Annotated in this window: 21 protein-coding genes; 16 read left to right on the top strand and 5 right to left on the bottom strand. The window is 68.1% G+C overall.

Going from position 1 to position 22,678, the window contains the following annotated elements:
- Positions 1–16 precede the first annotated feature (16 nt).
- The 16 genes from hisC (at position 17) to ABWL39_RS18490 (ending at position 18,240) form a co-directional block, all read left to right on the top strand.
- Entirely contained in the window at positions 17–1,117 is a 1,101-nt protein-coding gene (gene hisC / locus ABWL39_RS18565) for a histidinol-phosphate transaminase (protein ID WP_367794899.1), read from the top strand.
- A 133-nt stretch (positions 1,118–1,250) separates the two neighbouring features.
- Positions 1,251–2,273 carry a 3-deoxy-7-phosphoheptulonate synthase gene (gene aroF, locus ABWL39_RS18560; RefSeq protein WP_367794897.1) on the top strand — a complete coding sequence of 341 codons (1,023 nt, stop codon included), beginning with the start codon at positions 1,251–1,253 and terminating at the stop codon, positions 2,271–2,273.
- A 7-nt stretch (positions 2,274–2,280) separates the two neighbouring features.
- Positions 2,281–2,766 carry an OsmC family protein gene (locus tag ABWL39_RS18555; protein WP_367794895.1) on the top strand — a complete coding sequence of 162 codons (486 nt, stop codon included), beginning with the start codon at positions 2,281–2,283 and terminating at the stop codon, positions 2,764–2,766.
- A gap of 4 nt (positions 2,767–2,770) precedes the next feature.
- Positions 2,771–3,643 (top strand): prephenate dehydrogenase, encoded by an 873-nt coding sequence (locus ABWL39_RS18550; RefSeq protein WP_367794892.1) that lies wholly within the window; start codon positions 2,771–2,773, stop codon positions 3,641–3,643.
- A 477-nt stretch (positions 3,644–4,120) separates the two neighbouring features.
- Complete coding sequence (gene ilvG, locus ABWL39_RS18545; protein WP_367794889.1) at positions 4,121–5,782, top strand: acetolactate synthase 2 catalytic subunit; 1,662 nt, start codon at positions 4,121–4,123, stop codon at positions 5,780–5,782.
- Complete coding sequence (locus ABWL39_RS18540) at positions 5,767–6,003, top strand: ACT domain-containing protein (RefSeq protein WP_367794886.1); 237 nt, start codon at positions 5,767–5,769, stop codon at positions 6,001–6,003. The genes ilvG and ABWL39_RS18540 overlap by 16 nt, the downstream gene beginning before the upstream one ends.
- A 233-nt stretch (positions 6,004–6,236) precedes the next feature.
- Positions 6,237–7,979 carry an ABC transporter transmembrane domain-containing protein gene (locus tag ABWL39_RS18535; RefSeq protein WP_367794883.1) on the top strand — a complete coding sequence of 581 codons (1,743 nt, stop codon included), beginning with the start codon at positions 6,237–6,239 and terminating at the stop codon, positions 7,977–7,979.
- Positions 7,969–9,786, top strand: a complete 1,818-nt coding sequence (locus ABWL39_RS18530; RefSeq protein ID WP_367794880.1) for an ABC transporter ATP-binding protein — start codon at positions 7,969–7,971, stop codon at positions 9,784–9,786. Before ABWL39_RS18535 ends, ABWL39_RS18530 begins: the two co-directional genes overlap by 11 nt.
- Complete coding sequence (yfcF, locus tag ABWL39_RS18525; protein WP_367794877.1) at positions 9,783–10,418, top strand: glutathione transferase; 636 nt, start codon at positions 9,783–9,785, stop codon at positions 10,416–10,418. Before ABWL39_RS18530 ends, yfcF begins: the two co-directional genes overlap by 4 nt.
- A gap of 54 nt (positions 10,419–10,472) precedes the next feature.
- Positions 10,473–10,778 carry an alcohol dehydrogenase catalytic domain-containing protein gene (locus ABWL39_RS18520; RefSeq protein ID WP_367794874.1) on the top strand — a complete coding sequence of 102 codons (306 nt, stop codon included), beginning with the start codon at positions 10,473–10,475 and terminating at the stop codon, positions 10,776–10,778.
- A 101-nt stretch (positions 10,779–10,879) separates the two neighbouring features.
- Entirely contained in the window at positions 10,880–11,119 is a 240-nt protein-coding gene (locus ABWL39_RS18515) for a hypothetical protein (RefSeq protein ID WP_367794871.1), read from the top strand.
- 75 nt (positions 11,120–11,194) lie between these two features.
- Positions 11,195–12,655 (top strand): NADH-ubiquinone oxidoreductase-F iron-sulfur binding region domain-containing protein, encoded by a 1,461-nt coding sequence (locus ABWL39_RS18510; RefSeq protein WP_367794868.1) that lies wholly within the window; start codon positions 11,195–11,197, stop codon positions 12,653–12,655.
- The gene (gene fdhF / locus ABWL39_RS18505; RefSeq protein WP_367794865.1) at positions 12,643–15,300 is read left to right on the top strand and encodes a formate dehydrogenase subunit alpha; all 2,658 of its coding nucleotides are present in this window, start codon (positions 12,643–12,645) and stop codon (positions 15,298–15,300) included. The genes ABWL39_RS18510 and fdhF overlap by 13 nt, the downstream gene beginning before the upstream one ends.
- Before the next feature lie 4 nt (positions 15,301–15,304).
- On the top strand, positions 15,305–16,132 hold the full coding sequence (locus ABWL39_RS18500) for a formate/nitrite transporter family protein (RefSeq protein WP_367794862.1): 828 nt from the start codon (positions 15,305–15,307) through the stop codon (positions 16,130–16,132).
- Positions 16,133–16,139: 7 nt separating this feature from the next.
- Entirely contained in the window at positions 16,140–17,498 is a 1,359-nt protein-coding gene (locus tag ABWL39_RS18495; protein ID WP_367794859.1) for an MBL fold metallo-hydrolase, read from the top strand.
- 199 nt (positions 17,499–17,697) lie between these two features.
- Positions 17,698–18,240 carry a hypothetical protein gene (locus ABWL39_RS18490; protein ID WP_367794856.1) on the top strand — a complete coding sequence of 181 codons (543 nt, stop codon included), beginning with the start codon at positions 17,698–17,700 and terminating at the stop codon, positions 18,238–18,240.
- Between the two features lie 72 nt (positions 18,241–18,312).
- Here ABWL39_RS18490 and ABWL39_RS18485 read toward each other — a convergent pair whose 3' ends face one another.
- The 5 genes from ABWL39_RS18485 to ABWL39_RS18465 form a co-directional block, all read right to left on the bottom strand.
- Positions 18,313–19,200, bottom strand: a complete 888-nt coding sequence (locus tag ABWL39_RS18485; RefSeq protein WP_367794853.1) for a ribose-phosphate pyrophosphokinase — start codon at positions 19,198–19,200, stop codon at positions 18,313–18,315.
- Positions 19,197–20,708: a thymidine phosphorylase family protein gene (locus ABWL39_RS18480; protein WP_367794977.1), complete on the bottom strand. Its 1,512-nt coding sequence runs from the start codon at positions 20,706–20,708 to the stop codon at positions 19,197–19,199. Before ABWL39_RS18480 ends, ABWL39_RS18485 begins: the two co-directional genes overlap by 4 nt.
- Before the next feature lie 231 nt (positions 20,709–20,939).
- Positions 20,940–21,329, bottom strand: coding sequence for a putative zinc-binding protein (locus ABWL39_RS18475; RefSeq protein WP_367794849.1), 390 nt, complete (start codon positions 21,327–21,329; stop codon positions 20,940–20,942).
- The gene (locus ABWL39_RS18470; protein WP_367794846.1) at positions 21,326–21,778 is read right to left on the bottom strand and encodes an SCP2 domain-containing protein; all 453 of its coding nucleotides are present in this window, start codon (positions 21,776–21,778) and stop codon (positions 21,326–21,328) included. Before ABWL39_RS18470 ends, ABWL39_RS18475 begins: the two co-directional genes overlap by 4 nt.
- Positions 21,775–22,671 carry a U32 family peptidase gene (locus tag ABWL39_RS18465; RefSeq protein ID WP_367794973.1) on the bottom strand — a complete coding sequence of 299 codons (897 nt, stop codon included), beginning with the start codon at positions 22,669–22,671 and terminating at the stop codon, positions 21,775–21,777. The genes ABWL39_RS18470 and ABWL39_RS18465 overlap by 4 nt, the downstream gene beginning before the upstream one ends.
- Positions 22,672–22,678: the final 7 nt, after the last annotated feature.

Genomic DNA, 22,678 nt, shown 5'->3' with positions numbered 1-22,678 from the left:
CATTTGACTGCACCCCATGTCCCTGACCGATCTCGCTCCCGACTACATCCGCGCCATCGACCCCTATGTCGGCGGCAAACCGATTGCCGAACTGGCGCGCGAGCGCGGGCTCGACCCCGCCGCCATCGTCAAGCTCGCCTCCAACGAGAACCCGCTCGGCATGGGCGCCAGGGCGCGTGCCGCCGTGCTGGCCCAGGTGGGCGGACTGGCGCGCTACGCCGACGATCACGCCTTCGAGCTCAAGGCCAAACTGGCTGCCGTGCACCGCGTGACAACCGCGCAGATCGTGCTCGGCAACGGTTCCAACGATGTATTGTCGGTGCTCGGGCGCACGGTGCTGACGCCGGCCGACTCGGTGGTGTATTCGCAGTATTGCTTCGCGCTCTACCCGCTGATCACGCGGCTTGCCGGCGCGCGCGGCATCGAGGTGAGGGCGCAGGAATACGGCAACGACCTGCCGGCGATGCTGAAGGCGATCGAGCCCGCGACCAAGATCGTGTTCATTGCCAACCCCAACAACCCGACCGGCACGCTGGCGCGCGCGGGCGACATCGTCGAGTTCATGGAGGATTGTCCGGGCAATGTGCTGGTGGTGCTCGACGAGGCCTATATCGAATTCCTGCCGGCCGAGAAGCGCGTGGACAGCCTGGCGCTGCTAAGCCGCTTTCCCAACCTGGTCGTCACGCGGACCTTCTCCAAGGCGCACGGCATGGCCGGCCTGCGCATGGGCTATGCGTTGTGCGCGCCGGAGCTCGCCGAGCTGATGAATCGCGTGCGCCAGCCGTTCAACGTCAATGCGCTGGCGCAGGCGGCGGCCATCGCGGCGCTCGACGACATCGAGCATCTGCGGGCAACGGTGCAGAACAACTTCGCCGGGCAGCGGCAGCTGTTCGAGGCCCTCGGGCGCCTGAGCCTGCCGTATATTCAAAGCTACGCCAATTTCGTCACCTTCCATTGCGGCGATGCCCGCGCGCTCAATGAGTTCCTGCTCGAGCGCGGCGTGATCGTGCGGCCGCTGGCCAGTTACGGCATGACCGACAGCCTGCGCGTGAGCATCGGCACCGAAGCCGAGAATGCGCGTTTCATCGAGGCGCTGGCTGAAGCCATGGGCGACTGAGGCGGTTGCCGCGACGACATGCAAGGGCCCGATCGGGCCCATTGCTTTTATCAACTGCGCAGGCTATTCGTCTGTGAAACAATGGTTGGCTATCGCCAAGTAACGCGCGACACAATCGCGCAGGAGAAGATCCATGCTAATCGTGATGAACCGGGGCGCAAGCGACGCCCAAATCGACGCGGTCATTCACCGCATCCGTGAAGCCGGCCTGAGCGAGCATGTCTCGCGCGGCGTCGAGCGCACCATCATCGGCGCCATCGGCGACGAGCGCAGACTCGAGCCGGAGACCTTCGAGCTGCTGCCCGGCGTCGAGCAGGCCATGCATATCGTCAAGCAGTACAAGATCGTCGCGCGCGAGTGGCACAAGGAAGACACGGTGATCGACATCGCCGGCGTCAAGCTCGGCGGCAACGCGGTGCAGGTGATCGGCGGGCCGTGTTCGGTCGAAACGCAGGAACAGATGAACCTGGCCGCCGACCATGTCGCCGCGGCCGGCTGCAAGCTGATGCGCGGCGGTGCCTTCAAGCCGCGCACCAGCCCCTATACCTTCCAGGGCCTCGGCGTCACCGGCCTGCAGTATTTCCGCGATGCGGCCAAGCGCCACAAGCTGCCGATCGTCACCGAGCTGATGGACGTGCGCATGCTCGATACCTTCATGGAGTGGGATGTCGACGTGATCCAGATCGGCACGCGCAATATGCAGAACTTCGACCTGCTGAAGGAAGTCGGCAAGGTCAACAAGCCGGTGATCCTCAAGCGCGGCATGTCGGCGACGATTTCCGAGTGGCTGATGTCGGCCGAATACATCGCGGCGGGCGGCAACCACAACATCATCTTCTGCGAGCGCGGCATCCGCACCTTCGAGACGGCCTACCGCAACGTGCTCGATGTCACCGCGATCCCGGTGCTGAAGAAAGAGACGCATCTGCCGGTGATCGTCGACCCCTCGCATGCCGGCGGCAAGGCCTGGATGGTGCCGGCGCTGTCGCGCGCTGCCGTGGCAGCCGGGGCCGATGGCCTGCTGATCGAGATGCACCCGAACCCGTGCGAAGCCTGGTGCGACGCCGATCAGGCGCTCACACCGCAGGAACTCAAGGACCTCAACGGCACGCTGGCGCTGATCGCGCAGGCAATCGGCCGTCAACTCAATGGCTGACAAGCAGATGGCAGATCAAGACAACCGTTTCACCCTGCGCCTCGAACAGCAGCAGGGCTTCCAGTTCCTGGTCAGCTGGGACAGCCCCGATGTGCCCGAACTGCTGGTCGACGAGCCCGCCCCGCTCGGGCACGACACGGGGCCCAGCCCTTCCCGCATGCTGGTGCTGGCCGTCGGCAACTGCCTGGCGGCCAGCCTGCTGTTCTCGTTGCGCAAGTTCAAGAACCAGTCCGAGCCGATCCGTGCCAGCATCACCGGCGAGCTCGTGCGCAACGAGCACAACCGGCTGCGCATTGGCCACGTCGAGGTCGAGCTGCAGATGGGGGCGGCGGCCGATCAGCTGCAGCACCTCGATCGCGTGCTCGAACAGTTCGAGGATTTCTGCGTGGTGACCGAGAGCGTGCGCCACGGCTTCCCGGTTGCCGTCACCGTGCGCGACGGCAGCGGGACAATCGTCAAACAAGGTGGAATGGAAGCCCCGATCGAGGGCTGAAGCAATGAACAAGATCAACAAACTGGTAGTGATCGGCGTCGGCCTGATCGGCGGCAGCTTTGCGCTGTCGCTTCGGCGCGAGGGCCTGGTCGGCCGCGTGGTCGGCGTCGGCCGTGGCATGGCCAACCTGGAGCGCGCGCTGGGCTTGGGCATCATCGACGAGGCCTGCACCGATGCGGCCCAGGCGGTAGACGGCGCGGATCTGGTGATCCTCGCTTGCCCGGTGGGACAGATGCCGGCACAGATGCAGGCGATTGCACCGCACCTGTCCGATACCGCGTTGATTTCCGATGTCGGCAGCACCAAGCAGGACGTGGTGGCCATGGCGCGTGAACATCTCGGCCGCCACCTGCCGCGTTTCGTGCCGGCCCACCCGATCGCCGGCGCCGAGCAGAGCGGTGCGCAGGCGGCGCGGTTTGGCCTGTACGAGGGCAAGAACGTGGTGTTGACGCCGCTGCCCGAGACCGACCCGTTCGCAATCGAAACCCTCAACGACCTGTGGCTCGCCTGTGGCGCCCGCATCAACACCATGAGCCCGGCAGCGCACGATGCCGTGTTCGCCGCAGTGAGCCATCTGCCGCACCTGCTCGCCTTCGCGCTGGTCGACGAGATCGCGCACAAGCCCAACTCGAAGCAATGCTTTCACTTCGCGGCCTCCGGGTTCCGCGATTTCACACGCATCGCCTCAAGCCACCCCGAGATGTGGCGCGACATCAGCCTCGCCAACCGCGACGCGCTGATCACCGAGCTGGCCGAATACCAGGCCCAGCTCCAGCGCGTGCAGGCGATGCTGGAGCACCGCGACGCAGAAGGACTGCAGCAGATGTTCGACATCGCGCGCACGGCGCGCAATGCCTGGCTCGACACCTTGAAGTGAGCCGGCATAGGCCGGTGGCAGTTGTCGCAGCGGCTGGTGCGTAGCAAAAGCCGGGGAGACGCCTTTGCGGCAGATCACGACTGGCGCCATCGGGGTGGGCCCGGATTCCGCCTTCGGCTGCATCCAGGCTACAGTATGGGCTTGGCGTGGTGCACAGACGCCACTCGTGGCGCACGGTGCGCATCGAGCAAAGCGCTTGCCCAATCCCGAGCCCGCAGGTTACATTGTTGCCTCGCCCGCCCTTCGCGGGCTTTAACGAATACACAGCAGACACAGATGCAACGCTTCGCAGCCATGGCCATGATTACCACCGCCCCAGTGATTAAACGATCACGGGGTGCGTTGCTGCATGCGTGGAGCGTAGGTTAGAGCGGTAAGAGACAACCGAGCCAGAATGCGACAAAGCCCCCGAGCCGAAAGGTCCGGGGGCTTTGTGCTTTATGGGCCCGAACAACGATGACAACAAGGGATCGACAGATGCGTGGTGCAGACTTGATGGTGGACGCGCTCCGGCAGGAGGGTGCGGATTTGATCTTCGGCTATCCGGGCGGCGCGATCATGCCGTTCTACGATGCGCTGTACGGCAGCGGCATCCGCCATGTGCTGTGCCGCCACGAGCAGGGTGCGGCGCTGGCGGCCTGCGGCTTTGCGCGGGCCTCGGGGCGGGTCGGTGTGTGCATCGCCACCTCGGGGCCGGGGGCGACCAATGTGGTCACCGCGCTGGCCGATGCTTATCTCGACTCGGTGCCGCTGGTGGTGATCACCGGCCAGGTGGCGCGCGAGCTGATCGGCACCGATGCGTTCCAGGAGGTCGATGTGCTCGGTCTCACCATGCCGGTGGTCAAACATTCCTACCTCGTCGAGTCGGCCGATGAGTTGGCGGAGGTGCTGGCCGAGGCGTTTCAGCTGGCGCGCAGCGGCCGGCCCGGGCCGGTGCTGGTCGATGTGCCCAAGGACATCCAGCTGGCGCCGGCGCCGGCCCGTTACGAGCCGCGCCGCGCGATGTCGGTGTGCGCGCCCAACTCGCGCGCGCTGAGCCGGGCGCGGGCCTTGCTGCAGGCAGCCGAGCGGCCGCTGCTCTATGTCGGTGGCGGGGTGGTGCTGGCGGACGCAGTCGAGGTGCTGCGCGAGTTCGTCGCCGAGACCAAGATGCCGGTCGTCTCCACGCTCAAGGGGCTCGGCACGCTGCCGCACGACCATCCGCTGCAACTGGGCATGCTTGGCATGCACGGCACCAGGGCCGCCAATATGGCGGTGCAGGCCTGTGACCTGCTGATCGCGGTGGGCGCGCGCTTCGATGACCGCGCGACCGGCAAGCTCGCGGAATTCGCGCCCGCTGCGAAGGTGATCCACCTCGATACCGACGCGGCGGAGATCGGCAAGCTGCGCGCCGCCGACGTCGGCCTGACCGACGACCTGCGTGTGGTGCTGCCGCAGCTGGCGATGCACCTGCGCATCGATAGCTGGCGCCTGCGCTGCCAGGCCAACAAGGCGGTGCACGCGTTCGATTACGAGGCGCCGGGCCCGGCCCTGTTTGCGCCGGCACTGCTGCGGGAGTTGTCGCAGCGTGCGCCGCGCGATGCGATCGTGTGTTGTGACGTGGGCCAGCACCAGATGTGGGTGGCCCAGCACTACGGTTTCCACCACCCGCGCCAGCACCTGACCAGCGGCGGCCTCGGCACCATGGGTTTCGGCCTGCCGGCGGCGATCGGCGCACAGCTCGCCTACCCGGATCGCCTCGTGATCAATGTCGCGGGTGACGGCTCGTTCATGATGAATGTGCAGGAGCTGGCCACCATCGGCCGCTACCGGCTGCCGGTGAAGATCGTGCTGCTCGACAACCAGGTGCTCGGCATGGTCAGGCAGTGGCAGGCGCTGTTCTTCGACGAGCGCTACAGCGAGACCGATCTGTCGGACAACCCTGATTTCTGCCGTGTGGCCGAGGCCTTCGGCATCCCCGCGCGCTCGGTGCAGTTTGCCGACGAGCAGCGCGGCGCGATTGCCGAGCTCTTGACCACGCCGGGGCCGATGCTGCTGCACGTCAGGGTCGACCGTAACGCCAATGTCTGGCCGCTGGTGCCGCCGGGCAAATCGAATCTGTTCATGTTGGAAGGAGAAGCACAATGCGAAGCCGTTTGAAGTTGCTGTTGCTGGACCGCGCCGGCTCGGTCGAGCGGGTATTGCGCGTGGCGCGCCATCGTGGGTTCAGCCTGCGCGAGTTCAGTGCGCGGCAGGGCGAGCGCGGGCTGCTCGATGTCTCGGTCGAAGTCGAGGGCGAACGCCCGGCGATGCTGCTGGTCAGCCAGTGGGCCAAGCTGCCTGAGGTGAGGGCGCTGCAGATCGGCAAGACCATGGCTTGAGTGCGCCGGCCGGCCTGGCGTGGGAGCCAGACCGGCCCCGCCTGGCCGCGGCCAGCATGTGGGCCGGCGCATGCGATTGAAGCGTGCGCCGGGCCGCCTGTAGAATCGACATCCTTTTCCTGCATCACCGCCGGGCCGGCCGCCACATGGCCTGGGCCGGCAACGACCGGGGCAGACCGTGCCCTGGGGCTGTATTCGCCAGTCTTACCAACACTTGGCTCTCGGAACCATCAATGACTTTCTCCAGGCTGATCTTCAGCTTCGTGCGCCAGCACTGGCGCGCCTATTTCTTCTCCGCGCTGATGCTGCTCGGCATCGCGGTGCTGACCGTGCTGATCCCGCGCCGTGTCGGCTCGATCGTCGACGGCATGATCGCGGGCCAGCTCAAGGGCGCGGCGCTGCTGCCCGAGCTCGGCTGGCTGGTGCTGATGGGGCTGGCGATCTACGGCCTGCGCGTGGGCTGGCGGCAGACGCTGTTCGCCGCCTCCTACCGGCTCGGCGTGCAGCTGCGCGAGCGGCTCTACGAGCGGTTGACGCTGCAGGGGCCGAGCTTCTTCTACCGGCAGCGCACGGGCGACCTGATGGCCGGTGCCACCAATGACATCGACGCGGTCGAGATGGCCGCGGGGGAGGCATTCCTGGCCGGTTTCGACGGCACCTCGACCTTCCTGCTGGTGATTGCCACCATGACGCTCGGCGTCGATTGGCGTCTGACGCTGGTGGCCTTGCTGCCGTTCCCGTTCATGGCGCTCGCCTTCTGGCGTATCTCGACGCATGTGCACCACGCTTCGCGCGACGCGCTGGACCGCTTCGGCGACCTCAACGACTTCGTGCACGAGACGCTCTCGGGCGTGCGCACGGTGCGCGCACTCGGGCTCGAACGGCGCAGCGCGCAGCAATTTGCCGAGCTGGCCGAACAGGCCGCCGGGGCGAGCCTCAGCGCACAGCGCTGGGAGGCCGCCTACGAGCCGGCCGTGGGCATCGCGCTGGGCGTGGCCGCCGTGCTCACGCTGGCGCTGGGCGGCTATCTGGTGTGGCAGCGGGAGCTCACCCTCGGCGCCATGACCAGCTTCAGCATGTACTTGGGCCAGCTGATCTGGCCGATGTTCGCCGCCGGCTGGGTGCTGTCGCTGATCGAGCGCGGCCGGGCCGCCTGGGCGCGCCTGGCGCCAGTGCTCGATGCGCCGCTCAGCATCGTCGACCATGGTCAGCAGGCGAGCCTCGCTGCCGGTGTGCTGGCCGCCGAGCGGCTGTGCTTTCATTACGAGGGCCAACCGCAGGCCGCGCTCGACAATGTGTCGCTGTCGCTCGCACCGGGGCGCACGCTGGGGCTGGTCGGGCCGACCGGGGCCGGCAAGTCGACATTGATCCGGCTGCTCTTGCGCCAGCATGAGCCAAGCGCGGGCAGCCTGAGCTGGGGCGGCCAGCTGCTCGATGCGTATCGCCTTGAAACACTGCGCCGCGCGATCGGCTGGGTGCCGCAGGAACCTTTCCTGTTCTCGGCCTCGATCGCCGACAACATCGCGCTCGGCAAACCCGAGGCGAGCCGTGCCGAGATCGAGCGGGTGGCCCGGCTGGCGGCGATCCACGACGACATCCTGCGGTTCCCTGGCGGCTACGACACGCCGGTAGGCGAGCGCGGCGTGACGCTGTCGGGCGGCCAGCGCCAGCGCGTGGCGATCGCACGCGCCTTGCTGTCTGACAGCCCCTTGCTGCTGCTCGACGACGCGCTGTCGGCGGTCGACACCGAAACCGAGACGCGCATCCTGAGCCATCTGCGCGAGACACGCCGCAATCGCACGGTGATCATCGTCAGCCACCGCCTGAGCGCGGTCGCCGATGCCGACCATATCGTCGTGCTCAAGCGCGGCCATATCGCCGAGGCTGGCGACCACGATGCGCTGCTGGCGCGCGACGGCTGGTATGCGAGCCAATGGCGCTATCAACAACTGGAGGCGAGCCTCGATGCAAGCTAATGCTGACATTCGCCCGGCCGGCCAGCGGCAGCCGTCCGAGCGCGCGCGCGCCGTGGCCCTGTTGCGCCGTGCCGCCAGCCCGGAGCAGCGCCACCTGTGGGCTGGCCTCGGCTGGCTCGTGCTGGCCGCGGGGCTCGAGGCGCTGGCGCCCATCCTGGGCAAGCAGTTCATCGACGATTACCTGATTCCACGCCATCTCGACCTGCCATGGATCGCGCTGCTGCTGGCCGGCAGCCTGCTGGCCGGGCTCGTGGCGACCGGCATGCGCTACCTGCAGCTGATCCGCCTGGCCGGCGTGGCGATGCGCTCGGTGCGGCGGCTGCGCGAGACGGTGTTCGAGCATGTGCTGCGGCTGCCCATGGCCTTCTTCGACAAGGCCATCACCGGCCAGCTGGTGAGCCGCGTCACCAACGACACCGAGGCGGTGAAGACGCTTTACGTGCAGGTGCTGTTCGTCATGCTCGACAGCTGCATCGTGCTGGCCGGCGCTCTGCTGGCGATGGCCTGGCTCGACTGGCGGCTGATGCTGATCGTGTCGCTGCTGGTGCCGGCGGTGCTGCTCATCGTGTGGGGCTACCAGCGCCTCAGCGCGCCGGCCGTGACGCGCGCGCGGCAGTTGCGCTCGGACATCAACGCGCAGATGTCGGAGTCGATCGCCGGCATGAGCGTGCTGCAGGCGGCCAATGCCGAACGCCGTTTCGCCGGTCGCTTCGCGACCATCAACGAGGGCCACTACCACGCCCGCATGTCCGAGCTGCGCGCCAATGCCTGGCTGCTGCGTCCGGCGCTCGACCTGCTCAACATCATCCTGCTCGCGGTGGTGATCTACAGCTTCGGGCTGCGCCAGTTCAGCGGGCTGGAGATCGGCGTGCTGTATGCCTTCGTCGGCTATATCGCGCGCGTGGTCGAGCCGCTGATCCAGATCACCATGCAGTTCAGCCAGCTGCAGCAGTCGGTGGTGGCGGCGGCCCGCGTCAACACGCTGCTGAGCGAGGGCGAGGCGGAGCCGGCGAGCGGCAGCGCCACCATCACGCACGGCGCGGTGCACATGCGCGGCCTCTGTTTCGGTTACGACCCGGCGCGGCCGGTGCTGCACGGCCTCGATCTGGCGATCCCCGCCGGCAGCTTCTTCGGCATTGTCGGCCATACCGGCAGCGGCAAGTCGACGCTGCTGGCCCTATTGCTGCGCTTCTACGTGCCGCAGGCCGGCGAGATCGACATCGACGGCATCGCCCTGGGCCGCATCGGTGACGCGGCGTTCCGCGCCGGCGTCGGCCTCGTGCCGCAGGAGCCGTTCCTGCTCGCGGCGAGCGCGCGCGAGAACATCGACATGGGGCGCGGGCTGAGCCAGGCGCAGATCGAGGCGGCGGCGCAGGCCGCGCATGTGCACGAGCTGATCGTGTCGCTCGAAAACGGTTACGACACCTTCCTCGGCGAGGGCGGCACGCGGCTCTCGACCGGGCAGAAGCAGCTGCTGGCCATTGCCCGCGCGCTGGCCGGGAATCCCCGCATCCTGCTGCTCGACGAGGCGACCGCGCACATCGACAGCGAGACCGAGCAGATCGTGCAGCGCGCGCTCGATGCCCTGCGCGGCCGCGTCACGCTGATCGCCATTGCGCACCGGCTGTCGACCATCCGCGACGCCGACCGCATCGTGGTGCTGAGCCACGGCAATATCGCCGAGCAGGGCCGCCACGAGGCGTTGATGGCGATCGAGCAGGGCATCTACCGGCGGCTGTACCTGCTGCAGCAGCTCGAGGAAACGACCGAATCCACTAACGAAAATGACCAGGAGAGTGTGAAATGAGCCACAAGCCCGTGCTGTATGTTGATTCGCAGTTCACCAGCCCCTACGCGATGTCGGTGTTCGTGACCTTGCAGGAGAAGGGTATCGCCTTCGACCTGCGCACCGTCGATCTCGATGCCGGCGAGCAGCGCGGCGACGCGTTCCGCGGCCGCTCGCTGACGGCGCGCGTGCCGATGCTCGAAGTGGGCGGCTTTGCGCTGTCCGAGTCGTCGGCGATCAGCGAATACCTCGAAGAGGCCTACCCGTCGCCGCAATATCCGGCGGTCTATCCTGCGGACATCAATGAGCGGGCGCGCGCACGGCAGATCCAGGCCTGGCTGCGCAGCGACCTGATGGCCATCCGCGTCGAGCGGCCGACGACGGTGATCTTCCAGCAGCGCAGCGACATGCTGCTGTCGGCGGATGCCCAAGCGGCGGCGGCCAAGCTGTTCGCTGTCGCCGACGGCCTGATCGATACCGACGGCAACCACCTGTTCGGCGACTGGTGCATCGCCGATACCGACCTCGGCCTGATGCTGAACCGGCTGGTGGCCAACGGCGACGAGGTGCCGGCCAAGCTGCGCCGCTATGTCGAGCGCCAGTGGGGGCGGCCCTCGGTGCAGGCCTGGGTGGGGCTGTCGGCCAGGCGTTGAGCACCCAGCCTCGCAGCCGCGCCATGGTCGAAACACCGTCATGAGGGAAACGCCATGCGAGCCTTGCGTCTGTCTGACGCCGGCCCCGGGCCGTTGCTGATCCGCGTGCATGCCTGCGGGGCATGCCGCACCGATCTGTTCATGGTGGGCCGCGAGCTGCCGGATGTCAGGCCCGGTATCGTGCCGGAGCACAAGGTCGTCGGCACGGTGGCCGCTGTCGGTGCCGGCGCGGCCGGTTTTCGGGTGGGGCGGCGCGTCGGCCTGCCGCTGGCGCAGGTCAACGATGTGCTTGACCGCCTGCGCGTCGGCCACATCACCGGCGCCGCGGTGCTCGATGTTCACGCGGATCGCCGGGCTTGATCCAGATCATCACCTTGCGCCACCGGCCTGCTATGGTGATAGCAGACCGGTGAGCCGCGCCGCAGGTGGCTCATCGACAAGAACAAGACAAGGAGTATGCGATGAGCAAGATCAAGCTGGTCAATTTCACCTACACCCGGCGTGACGACGTCTACACGGCCGTGCGCCTGAGCCGGGACGATGCCGGCCACCTGGGGCTGTCCGCGCAAGCCGAGATCGGCACCCAGGCCTGTATCGGCGGCGTGCTGTATCGCCGTGCCGGTGACGCCGAGCTGGGCGAGGCGTGGTTCCGTACCGACGAGGCCTGCCGCGACGCGGCGGTCGAAGGCACCGCGCCCTGACGCGTGCCGGCGGCTGGCCACGCGCCGGACGCCGGGCCAGGCAAGCACCATCCAGTTCCGGTTACGGAGGCCAACGTGGATGCTCATACTGTGCAATCGCCACACGGCAGTTTCTATCATCTCTCGCATGTGTCGCTGAGCGGCCGCGCCTGTTGCGGGCTGGCCTGCTTCGCCGCGCGGCATGACGCGCCCCAGCGCTGGCAGCACGCGCACGGCATGACGCCGCCGCTGTATTGCCTCGGGCAGTGCTACCGCGGCCCGGCCGCGCAGGGCGACGACGCACCGGTGCACATCGAGGCCCGCGCGCGGCATGCGGTGCTGCTCGGCAACGTCATCAGCGGCCCGCTGCGCGATGTCGCCGCCTACCAGCAGGCCGGCGGCGGCCACGCGCTGCAGCAGGCCGTGGTGACGCCGCCCGCCGTGCTGCTCGACCTGATCGCGGCCTCGGGCCTGCGCGGGCGGGGCGGGGCGGGCTACCCGACGGCGAAGAAATGGCTGGCGGTGGCGCGTGAGCCCGCCGGGCGCAAATATGTCGTCGCCAATGCCGACGAGGGCGACCCGGGCAGCTTCAGCGACCGACTGCTGATCGAGGACGACCCTTTCCGCCTGATCGAGGCGATGATCATCGCCGGCCTCGCGGTCGGCGCGCAGCTGGGCTACATCTACCTGCGCAAGGAATACCTCGACGCCCAGGGCATCCTGCACGCCGCCCTGGCGCAGGCGCACGAGGCAGGCTGGCTCGGCGCCAGCGTGCTCGGCTGCGGCCGTGGCTTCGACATCGAGCTGGTGGTCGGCCAGGGCAGTTATGTGTGCGGCGAGGAGACCTCGATGCTCAACGCCATCGAGGGGCGGCGCCCCGAGGTGCGGCCGCGACCGCCGCAGATCACGGAGCGCGGCCTGTTCGACCGGCCCACGCTGGTCAACAACGTCGAGACGCTGTGCGCCGTGCCGTGGATCGTCAGCCATGGCGCCGAGGCCTATCGTGAGATGGGCGTCGGCAAGAGCCGCGGCACCAAACTGCTGTCGCTCAATTCGCTGTTCCACCGGCCGGGGCTGTACGAGGTGGAGTTCGGCATCAGCCTGCGCGAGGTCGTCGACGGGCTCGGCGGTGGCCTGCGCCGCGGTGTGCTGAAGGGCGTGATGGTGGGCGGGCCGCTGGCCGGGCTGGTGCCGCCAGCCTTGCTCGATACGCCGCTCGATTACGAGGCGCTGCACGCGATCGGCTGCGCGGTCGGGCACGGCGGGGTGATCGCGTTTGCCGAGGACACCAGTATTGCCGAACTGCTGGCCGAGGTGTTCCGCTTCGGCGCGCGCGAATCCTGCGGCAAGTGCACGCCCTGCCATCTGGGCGCGCCCGAGCTCGCGCGCCGCTTGGAAGCGCTGCTGCAGGGCGAGCGCATCCCCGAGCCGCGCTGGCAGGCGCTGATTGCCGCACTCGAGTCGGCCAGCCTGTGCGGGCACGGCCGCGGGTTGGCCGAGTTTGCCCGCGCCATCGAGCGCCACTACGGCGAGGAACTCGCATCATGCTTCGCGTAGTCATCGACGGCGAAGCAGGGGACTACGCGCAAGGCACACTGCTGCTGCACGCCATGCAGGCGGCGGGGTGCGAGGTGCCGCACCTGTGCCACGACGACAGGCTGAAGCCATCCGGCGGATGCCGCCTGTGCCTGGTCGAGGTCGATGGCGCGCCCCGGCCGGTGGCGAGCTGCTGCGAGACGGTCAGGGACGGCATGGTGGTGCGCACCGACACACCGGCGCTGGCGGCGCTGCGCCGCACCCAGCTGTCGCTGCTGGCCACGCACTACCCGCGCGAGGCGCAGCAGACCGAGCCGGATCATCCCTTTCACCGCCTGCTGGCCGCGCATGGCATCGACGCTGGAGGCGAGGCGAGGGAGCCGCTCTTTCGCGATGACAGCCATCCCTACCTCGGCGTGGCGCTCGACCGCTGCATCCATTGCGACCGTTGCGTGCGCATCTGCGAGGAGGTGCAGGGCCAGTCCGTCTGGGCTGCCTGGCAGCGCGGCGAACACACCCATGTTGCGCCGGCGCGCGGCACGAGCCTGGCGGCAGGCGGCTGCGTAGCGTGCGGCGCCTGTGTCGACAGCTGCCCGACCGGCGCGCTGTTCGACAAGCGCACGACAGTCACGCCGACTGCCTGGACGCGCAGCACCTGTGTCTATTGCGGCGTCGGCTGCCAGATTGAGGTCGGCAGCCACCAGGGACGCGTGGTGCAGGTGCGCCCGGCGGCGAGCCCGGTCAACCGGGGCCACCTGTGCGTAAAGGGCCGTTATGCCTTCGAGTTTGCACACGCAACTGACCGCGTGACGACACCGATGATCCGCGACGGCGAACACTGGTGCGAGGTGGGCTGGGACGAGGCGCTGGCTTTCACGGCCGGCCGGCTCAAGGCAATACGCGAGCGGCACGGCGCCGACGCCATCGGCGTGCTCGGCTCGGCACGCGCAACTAACGAAGAGAACTATCTCGCGCAGAAATTCGCGCGGCTTGTGCTCGGCACCAACAATGTCGACTGCTGCGCACGGGTCTGCCACCAGCCATCGGCCAAGGCGCTCAAGACCATGCTCGGCACCGGCGCGGCGACCAACGCCTTCGACGACATCGAGCAGGCCCGCACCTTCCTGATCTGCGGTTGCAACCCGACCGAGAATCACCCGGTGGTCGGTGCGCGCATCAAGCAGGCGGTGCGGCGCGGCGCGCAGCTGATCGTGGTCGATCCGCGCCGCACCGAGCTTGCCGACTATGCCGACCTGCACCTGGCGGTGCGGCCCGGCCACAATGTCGAGCTGTTCAACGCCATGGCGGCGGCCATCATCGAGGCCGGGCTGCAGGATGCCGTATTCGTCGCCGAACGGGTGGATGATTTCGAAGACTATGCCGTCTTTGTGCGCGCCTATGCGCCCGAACGCGTGGCCGACAGCTGCGGCGTGCCCGCACGCGACATCCGCGCCGCGGCGCGGTTGTATGCCGGCAACGGCCCGGCCATGTGCTTCCACGGGCTCGGCATGACCGAGCACCTGCAAGGCACCGAAGGCGTGATGACGCTGGTCAACCTGGCGCTGCTGACCGGCAACCTGGGCAAGCCCGGCTGCGGCATCAACCCCTTGCGCGGGCAGAACAATGTGCAGGGCTCGGCGCAGATGGGCTGCGAGCCGGCCTCGCTGACCGGCGCGCAGAGCCTCGCCGAGGCGCGTGGCCGCTTCGAGGCGGCATGGGGCGAGGCCATTCCGCAGGGCAAGGGGCTCGACCTGCTGGCGATGATGGATGCGGCGCTGGCAGGGCGATTCAAGGCGCTGTGGGCCTTCGGCTACGACGTCTACCTGACGCTGGCCGATGCCAAGCGCACCGCGCAGGCGATGCAGGCGCTCGAACTGGTGATCGTGCAGGACCTGTTCCTGAACGAGACGGCGCGCGCTTTCGGTACGGTGTTCCTGCCCGCTGCCAGCGTATTCGAACGCGACGGCACCTTCATGAATTCCGACCGGCGCGTGCAGCGCGTGCGCGAGGCCATCCCGGCGCCTGGTCTGGCACGGCCGGACTGGTGGATCATCCAGCAGCTTGCACGCCACATGGGCCACGCCCAGGGCTTCGCGTTTGCCGGCCCCGAGGCGATCTGGGACGAGGTGCGTGCGGTGTGGCCGGCCGGTGCCGGCCTGAGCTATGCGCGCATCGAGCACGAAAGCCTGCACTGGCCATGCCCGCACGAGGCGCATCCGGGCACGCCGGTGCTGCACCAGGGTCGCTTCGCCAGCGGCGAGCGGGCGGTGCTGGCCAGCATCCCCTTCGTGCCGACCAGCGAGCGCTGCGATGCCGGCTACCCCCTGCTGCTGACCACCGGCCGCACGCTCTACCACTTCAACGCCGGTACCATGAGCTACCGCACGGCGGACCGCGAGCTCAGGCCATCCGACACGCTCGACATGTCGCCGCAGAATGCCGGCGAGCTCGATCTCGCCGACGGCATGACGGTGCGCGTGACGAGCCGCCACGGCAGCATCGAGCTGCCGTTGTGCGTGACGGACAAGGTCAAGCCGGGCGAGCTGTATTGCACCTTCCACCGTCCCGAGCTGTTCGTCAACCGGCTGACCTCCAGCGTGCGCGACCGGCTCGTCAACACGCCCGAATACAAGGTGACGGCGGTGCGTGTCGAGCGGGCAGGGTAGCGGCATGGCCGTATATGGCTTCGATGCCTTCGCGCCGGCCGAGATCGCCGAGCGGGTCGAGAATGTCGGCGTCGCCAAGGCGCGCCTGCCGCTGCTGCAGACTGTGCTGCTCGGCATGCTGGCCGGTGCCTTCATCGGCCTGGGCTCGCTCTACTTCGTGCTGGTGACGAGCGACGCGAGCCTCGGTTTCGCCGCGAGCCGTGTGCTCGGCGGCGTGGTGTTCTCGCTTGGGCTCCTGCTCGTGGTGGTGGCCGGCGCCGAACTGTTCACCGGCAACAATCTGCTGGCGATGGCCTGGGCCGACCGGCGCATTTCGACGGCCGAGCTGCTGCGCAACTGGGTGATCGTGTGCTGCGCCAATTTCATCGGTGCCGCGGGCCTGGCCGTCATCGTGTGGCTGTCCGGCCACCCGGCGATGAATGGCGGCAAGGTGGCGACGCAGGTGGTGCTGCTGGCCGCGGCCAAATGCGCGGCACCGGCCGCGACGCTGTTCTGGAAGGGCGTGCTGTGCAACATCCTGGTGTGCATGGCGGTGTGGATGGCGATGGCGGGGCGCAGCGTGGTCGACAAGCTGGCGGCCATCGTGCTGCCGGTCTCGGCCTTCGTCGCGGCCGGTTTCGAGCACAGCATCGCCAATATGTACCTGATTCCACTCGGGCTGTTGCTCAAACCCGACATGCCCGCCGATCTCGCCCATCTCGATGCCCTGAGCTTAAGCGGGCTCGTCGCCAACCTCGTGCCGGTGATCGCCGGCAACCTGCTGGGCGGCAGCGTGCTGGTTGCGCTCGTCTATCACCTGATCTACCGGCGGCATGCCGCCCCACCCAACTAGGAACACCATGCATCTGACTTTTCTCGGTGCCACCGGCACCGTCACCGGCTCCAAATACCTCGTCGATACCGGCAGCAAGCGCATCCTGGTCGATTGCGGCCTGTTTCAGGGGCTCAAGTACCTGCGCCTGCGCAACTGGGCGCCGCTGCCGATCGACCCGAAACAGATCGATGCCGTGGTGCTGACTCACGCCCACATCGACCACAGCGGCTACCTGCCGCTGCTGGCGCGCGAAGGGTTCCGTGGTGCCGTCCACTGCAGCCACGCCACGCGCGACCTGTGCGACATCCTGCTGCGCGACGCGGCGCATCTGCAGGAGTCGGAAGCCGAGTATGCGAACCGCCATGGCTTCTCCAAGCATTCGCCAGCCTTGCCGCTTTACACCGCAAAGGATGCGGAGCACGCACTGAGCCTTCTGGTGCCGCATGGCTACGATCAGGACATCGACCTCGGCGACGGCGTGACGCTCCGTTTCCTGCCGGCCGGCCACATCCTCGGCGCCTCGCTCGTGTGCATCGAGCATGGCGGCAAGCGTGTGCTGTTCTCGGGCGATCTGGGCCGCCCGCACGACCCGGTCATGCTGGCGCCGCGCCATGTGGCCGAGGCCGACTACCTGGTGCTCGAATCGACCTACGGCGACCGCCGCCACGAAAACACCGACCCCGAGGCCGAGCTCGCCAGGGTGGTCGCGCGCACGGCGGCGCGCAACGGCGTGCTGGTGATCCCGGTGTTCGCCGTGGGGCGGGCGCAGAGCATCATGTACTCGCTGCAGCGGCTGCGCGCGGCGGGCCGCATCCCCAGCCTGCCGGTGTATCTCGACAGCCCGATGGCGGTGGAGGCGACGCGGGTGTTCAGCCAGCACCACGGCGAACATCGCCTCGACCGGGCCGCCTGCGAGGCCATGTGTCAGGGCGTGCGCGTGGTCAGCAGCAGCGAAGAATCCAAGCTGCTGATGCAACAGCACGGCCCGATGATCATCCTCGCCGGCAGCGGCATGGCGACCGGCGGGCGGGTGGTGCATCACATCAAGAATTTCGCCCCGGATGCGCGCAACACCATCCTGTTCTGCGGCTTCCAGGCTGCCGGCACGCGCGGCGCCAGCATGCTGGCCGGGGCCGAGAGCGTGAAGATCCACGGCGAATACGTGGCGGTGCGCGCCGAGGTCGCATTGATCTCGAATCTGTCGGCGCACGCCGACTACGCCGAAATCCTCGACTGGCTTGACCATTTCACCACGCCGCCCAAGACCGTGTTCATCACCCACGGCGAGCCGGTCGCCGCCGATACGCTACGCCACCATATCGAGGAGCGCAAGCACTGGCGCGTGCTGGTGCCTGACTATCTGCAGACGGTGGAGCTGAGCTGACAACGCTGCAGGGGGACTGCCCGGCAGGGGAGATGCACCGCCGCGCCGCAGGGCGCCGGGTAGCGCCCTGGCGCTGACGCTATACCGATTGCGGCCCGGCAAGGTAGCACGCCGGCGAGCTTGGGGGCGACCGGGATAAGCACTAAGCTGAAAGTGGACGGATCGAACAAGGGCTGCCCCGATGCGACGGATCTTCGCCATGCTGGCCACTGCGCAACTGTGCGCTTGCGGCAGCCTGCTGCCCTCGGCAGAAACGCTGCCGGAAAGCCGCTCGCATTCGTTCGAGCAGTTGACGGCCCAGTTCGCCACGATCAAGCCCTACGAGACGCGCGACGGCGACCTACGCACGCTCGGCCTGCACCCCGAGGCCGCCCCCAATATCGCCGTACTCGGCTACGCCGACGTGCTGGCCCGCTATGCCCCGGGCGGTGAGGGCAGCGGCCAGCTGGACGATGGCATCCGCGATTGCCTGGCGGCCAAGCTGCGCTGCGTGGCCTATCGCATCGACATCCTGCACGAGGATCGGCAGCGTGTCGGCAATTTCTGGGCTGATTTCCTTGGCTTCAAGCGCTATGTCGACGTCAGCGGCTGGCATTTCGTCGGCCTCGTCGTGCTCGTCGACGGCACGGTGGTATACAAGGACAGCGGCGGCACGCCGTTGATCCACCGGCGCGAGGACCAGCTCAACCCGCTCGGGCCGCTGCAGGGGCTTGGCGAGTCGCTGCGGCCGGCCCTCAAGTGAGCCTGCTGTGGTGCACGGCGGCGTTTTCCTGCTAGACCTGCAGGCTCGCCGCGGCGGGCTATGCGGGAACCATCACGCAAGCATGGCCCGGGCTGCCTGGACCAGGCTCGCACTCACGTCCAGCCGGTTCGACGCATGCGGAATGCTGTTGCAACTCAGCACCGCCGCGGCACCTGCGGCCATCAGCGCGGCATGGGCATCGCCGGCAAATACCGCGTGCACCCCGAGACACACCGGCGCCTTCATGCCGGCGGCGCGCAGGTGGTCGATGGTCTCGATCATCGTGCGGCCGGTCGAGATGATGTCGTCGACCAGTACCGGGGTATGGCCGCGCCATTGCGCCACCTCGGGCACGCTGACGGCGACATCGCGGTCGCCGTGCCGCACCTTGTCGAGGACGAGGAAGGGGGCGCCCGCACCCGCCGCGACTTCCGCGACCCATTGGCGGCTCTCGGCATCGGGGCCGATCAGCAGCGGGGACGCCACGTTGGCGGCGATCCACGCCGACAGCAGCGGTGCGGCGTGCACCACGCGATTGGGCCGGGTGTAGAGCTCGTCGAGGGCGTTGAAGCGGTGCAGGTGGGGGTCGATAGTCAACAGCCAGTCGACCGTGCCGGACAACACCCTGGCAAAGCTGCGCGAGCTGATTGCTTCACCCGGCGCGAAGCGCGTGTCCTGGCGCATATAGGGCAGGTAAGGGGCGATCAGCCCGACGCGGTTGGCGCCGAGCTCTCTCGCCGCATCTGCCGCGAACAGCAGCGGTGCCAGCTTGGCGTCGGGATCGTGCAGGTTGGCGACGGCGATCACCTCGCGCTGCACGACATTGCTGTCGAGGCGCACATGGCTCTCGCCATCGGGAAAGTGCCGCAGCGACACGCTCCCCATTTCCGCATCGAGGCCGCTGGCGATACTGGCTGCCAGCGCGTCATGGCCGAATAGCGGCAGGATCAGCGGCTTCACGGGGCTTCTCCGCTCGGCGTGTCTTCGAAGGTGACGATGTCCGGGTGAGCCTCGAGATAGGCGCGTGCGTAGGTGAGCTCGCCCGGCGCCTCGGCATGGATGGCGAACAGCGGCTGGCCGCGCTCGATCCAGCTGCCGAGCGGGGCGAGAAACTCGATGCCGGCGGCCGGTGCATTCGGTGCTCCGGCCAGCTTGGCGACGCGGGCCAGCTGGCGGTTGTCGATGCGCACGACACGGCCGCTGTGCAGCGACGTGACCATGTACACGTAACGCGCTACCCCAGGGGTGCGCAGGCCGCCCTGAGCCTCGCAGATCGCCTGGAATTTGCGCCAGGCCTGGCCGCTGTCGAGCGTGCTGCGGGCGAGCTCCAGCCCTTGGCCATGCGGCGCGCGGCCGGCCAGTTCGAGCAGCTCGCCGGCCAGCAACAGTGCGCGTTCGCGCAGGTCGGCCGGCGCGTTGGCGCTGCCTTGCAACACCGCCAGCACGTCGCGTGCTTCGAGCGCCGGGCCGATGCCGCGCCCGACCGGCTGGCCGCCGTCGGTGTATTTGATGTGGACATGCAGGCCGACCTCGTTGCCGACGCGTATCAGGCGCTTGGCCAGCTGGGTGGCGGCATCGTTGCTGCGCACCTTGGCCGTGGGGCCGACCGGGATGTCGATCAGCACATGGGTCGAGCCGGCGGATACCTTTTTCGACAGGATGGAGGCGACCACCTGGCCTTCGCTATCGAGATCGAGCGGCCGCTCCACCCGGATCAGGATGTCATCGGCCGGGCTCAGCCGCACCGCGCCACCCCAGATCATGCAGCCGCCCTCGCGCTCGACCACGCGGCGCATGGCCCGTACGTCGAGGTCGACCGGAGCCAGGGTCTCGATCACGTCGGCGGTGCCTGCCGGCGAGGTAATCGCCCGCGACGAGGTCTTGGGCATCAGGATACCGTTGGCGGTGACGACGGCGACCACGATCGGCGTGGTGCGGTTGCCCGGCAACCCGCCGACGCAGTGCTTGTCCGCGACGAAGGGCTGGCCCCAGCTCAGGCGGTCACCGACTTCGACCATGGCGCGGGTCAGGTCGACGGTTTCGGAGAACGACATGCGATTGCCGGCACAAGCGGTGACGAAGGCCGATAGCTGCAGATCGGAGTAACGCCCGGATACCACGTCGTGGATGATGGTACGCATCTGCTCGCCGCTGAGATGCTGGCCGTAGACCTTGGCCCTGACATAGCTCAGCGATTCCACCATCGGCGCATGTGCGAGCCGCACGCATTCGCCGTCGTTGGGCTGCAGCAGGCGCCAGGCCGCCTCGGACAATCCGGCCTCGTCGGTCTCGACCAGATCGGTGCCGGTGATCACATTGAGCGTCGCGATCGCGGTGCGCCCCCGGCATTCGACCAGCACCCCGGATTGCGAGGCGAAGCCCTCCGAGCGGCAGATATGCGAATCGGCACGCAGATACACCACGGGCTGGGTGTAGGTGTCGATGCCGATACGCTTGGCGACCAGCATGTGGTCGTTGACCACGTAGGTGAAAGTGCTGGGCGTGGCGTGCTGGTGTGGCAGCTCCGCAGTCATTGTGATCCCCCTGTTGTCAGCGTGGGTGGCTCGACAGGCCTGCTGCGCGGGCGACACCCTGGGCCGCTTTTCCGCACGGGCGCGGCCTGGCGGAGATGCCGGCCTTCCTGCGCATGTGCCCGCGACGCTTGTTGGCAGCGCCTGCTGGCCGGGTTGCGCGGCCGTTCAGTCGTCGCGCAGGAGTGGTTCGTCGCTCAGCTCCTGCACTGCCTCGCGCACCGTCAGCCATACCGTGGCGGCTTCGTCGTCGCCACAGTCGGCGTGGTAGCGCTTGCGCGCGCCGAGCTGATTCAATACTAGATGCGTGTCGGGGGCGACGCCAGCCTGGGCGAGGCAGGCCTTGACGCAGGCCAGCGCACAGCCGTCGAGGGCCAGGATGGGGCGCCCGGAGCGCGCGAGCCGGGTGAGGGCCGGCACGCCGCCGCCCACCCCGCTGATGCACGACATTTCGGCAAGATTTTCGCGATCGAGCCGAACGGCACACTGGTTGGCAAGCTGGGCCACGCTCGAGCAGCCCGAGCAGGAGTAAACCAATGGCCGGTCGCTGTCTTTCACGTCGCCTGCTCCTCGAAATGGCGTGCCATCTTTGCCAGCCAAGCGGGCCGCTCGGCGGCGTCCAGCCAGTATTTCACCTCGAGCCCGAGCTCGGTGTCGCCTTCAATCTTGAGGCGACGACGGAAGAACAGCGTGTCGGCATCTTCGAGCCCCAGCGTCAGGCGCAGGTAGTCGACGGCATCGGCCGACAGCGTCAGGTCATCCTGGTCCGCGCTGGCGCGTGGGGTGGACTTGAAGCGGCCGTTGACGCAGCGAAAACGGGCGGTGACGCCGAGATCGTCGATCACCAGGCGGAACTGCCGGCCTTCGAGCGCCGGCGGTGCGGTGAGCCAGCCACGGCGGCGCGCGATATCGAGCATGCCGAGCAGCGGCAGGGTGTGGGCGGCGGCCGGCAGCTTGCGGCCAAGGCTCGCGATCGGCGAGGGCAGGCGGAAATCAGGTAGCTTCATGCGTGCTGCTCCTCCTGCCAGGCCATGCCCGCTTCGCCACGCCAGTAGCCGTTGCTGGGGGCCGCGCCAGGCGGCGCGTAGCGGCCGGCTTCGGGCTGGGTGTGGCCGTCGCGTGCGGTGGCGAGTGCCTCGACGACATCGAGCGTGCCCTGCGAGTGCGGGTTGACGCGCAATACGTCGACGCCCAGGCGATGCAGCTCGGCCACCTGGTCGGTGAGGTCGAGACAGGTGGCCGATTGCGTCTGGATGCCGTTGAGCACGAGAAAGGGCTCGTTCTCGCGCGTGTTCATCACCAGTCCGTCCGGGTAGTCGATGCAGCGGAAGCCGCAGTCATCCTTGTTGAGGCGTAGATGGCGGGCGGTGAAGCAGCGCGCCGAGAAGGCGAGCGGCATGCGCCCCCACACCAGCACCTCGGTCTCCAGCCCGGCGGGTTTCTCGGCAAGCAGGGCGGCAAGGTTGTCGCGCGACATCTCCAGCGGCGGCACGATGCGCGTGGCGCCGAGGCCGGCGAGCCAGCGCGCGGAATCGGCATGATAGGTGTTGAGGAAGGGGCCGGCTACAAACGGCACACGGTTGGCCAGCAGGCGCACCGCGCCGAGCTCGTTGGCCTCGATCTTGAAATCGTTCTGGGCGCACAGGCGGCGCAGCGCGATCACGTCGGATTCGGATTCGATCAGCGTCTGGGTGGACAGCACCACTTCCTTGCCAGCAGCGGCCAGATCCTGCGCCAGGCCCAGCCAGTCCGCCGGGCGCATCTCGTGGCGGCGGCTGCACACGGTCTCACCGAGGTAGACGATGTCGACGCTGGAGGTGGCGACGCTGGCGTAGAAATTCAGCATCTCGGTTTTCTGCCAGTAATACAGCAGCGGCCCGAGCGAGATGCGGTAGGCCATGGGTGGC

This window comes from Chitinivorax sp. PXF-14, assembly GCF_040812015.1.
In the GTDB taxonomy this organism is placed as follows: domain Bacteria; phylum Pseudomonadota; class Gammaproteobacteria; order Burkholderiales; family SCOH01; genus JBFNXJ01.
The sequence above is the reverse complement of the archived record's forward strand: the minus strand, read 5'-3'. Positions and strand labels throughout refer to the sequence as shown.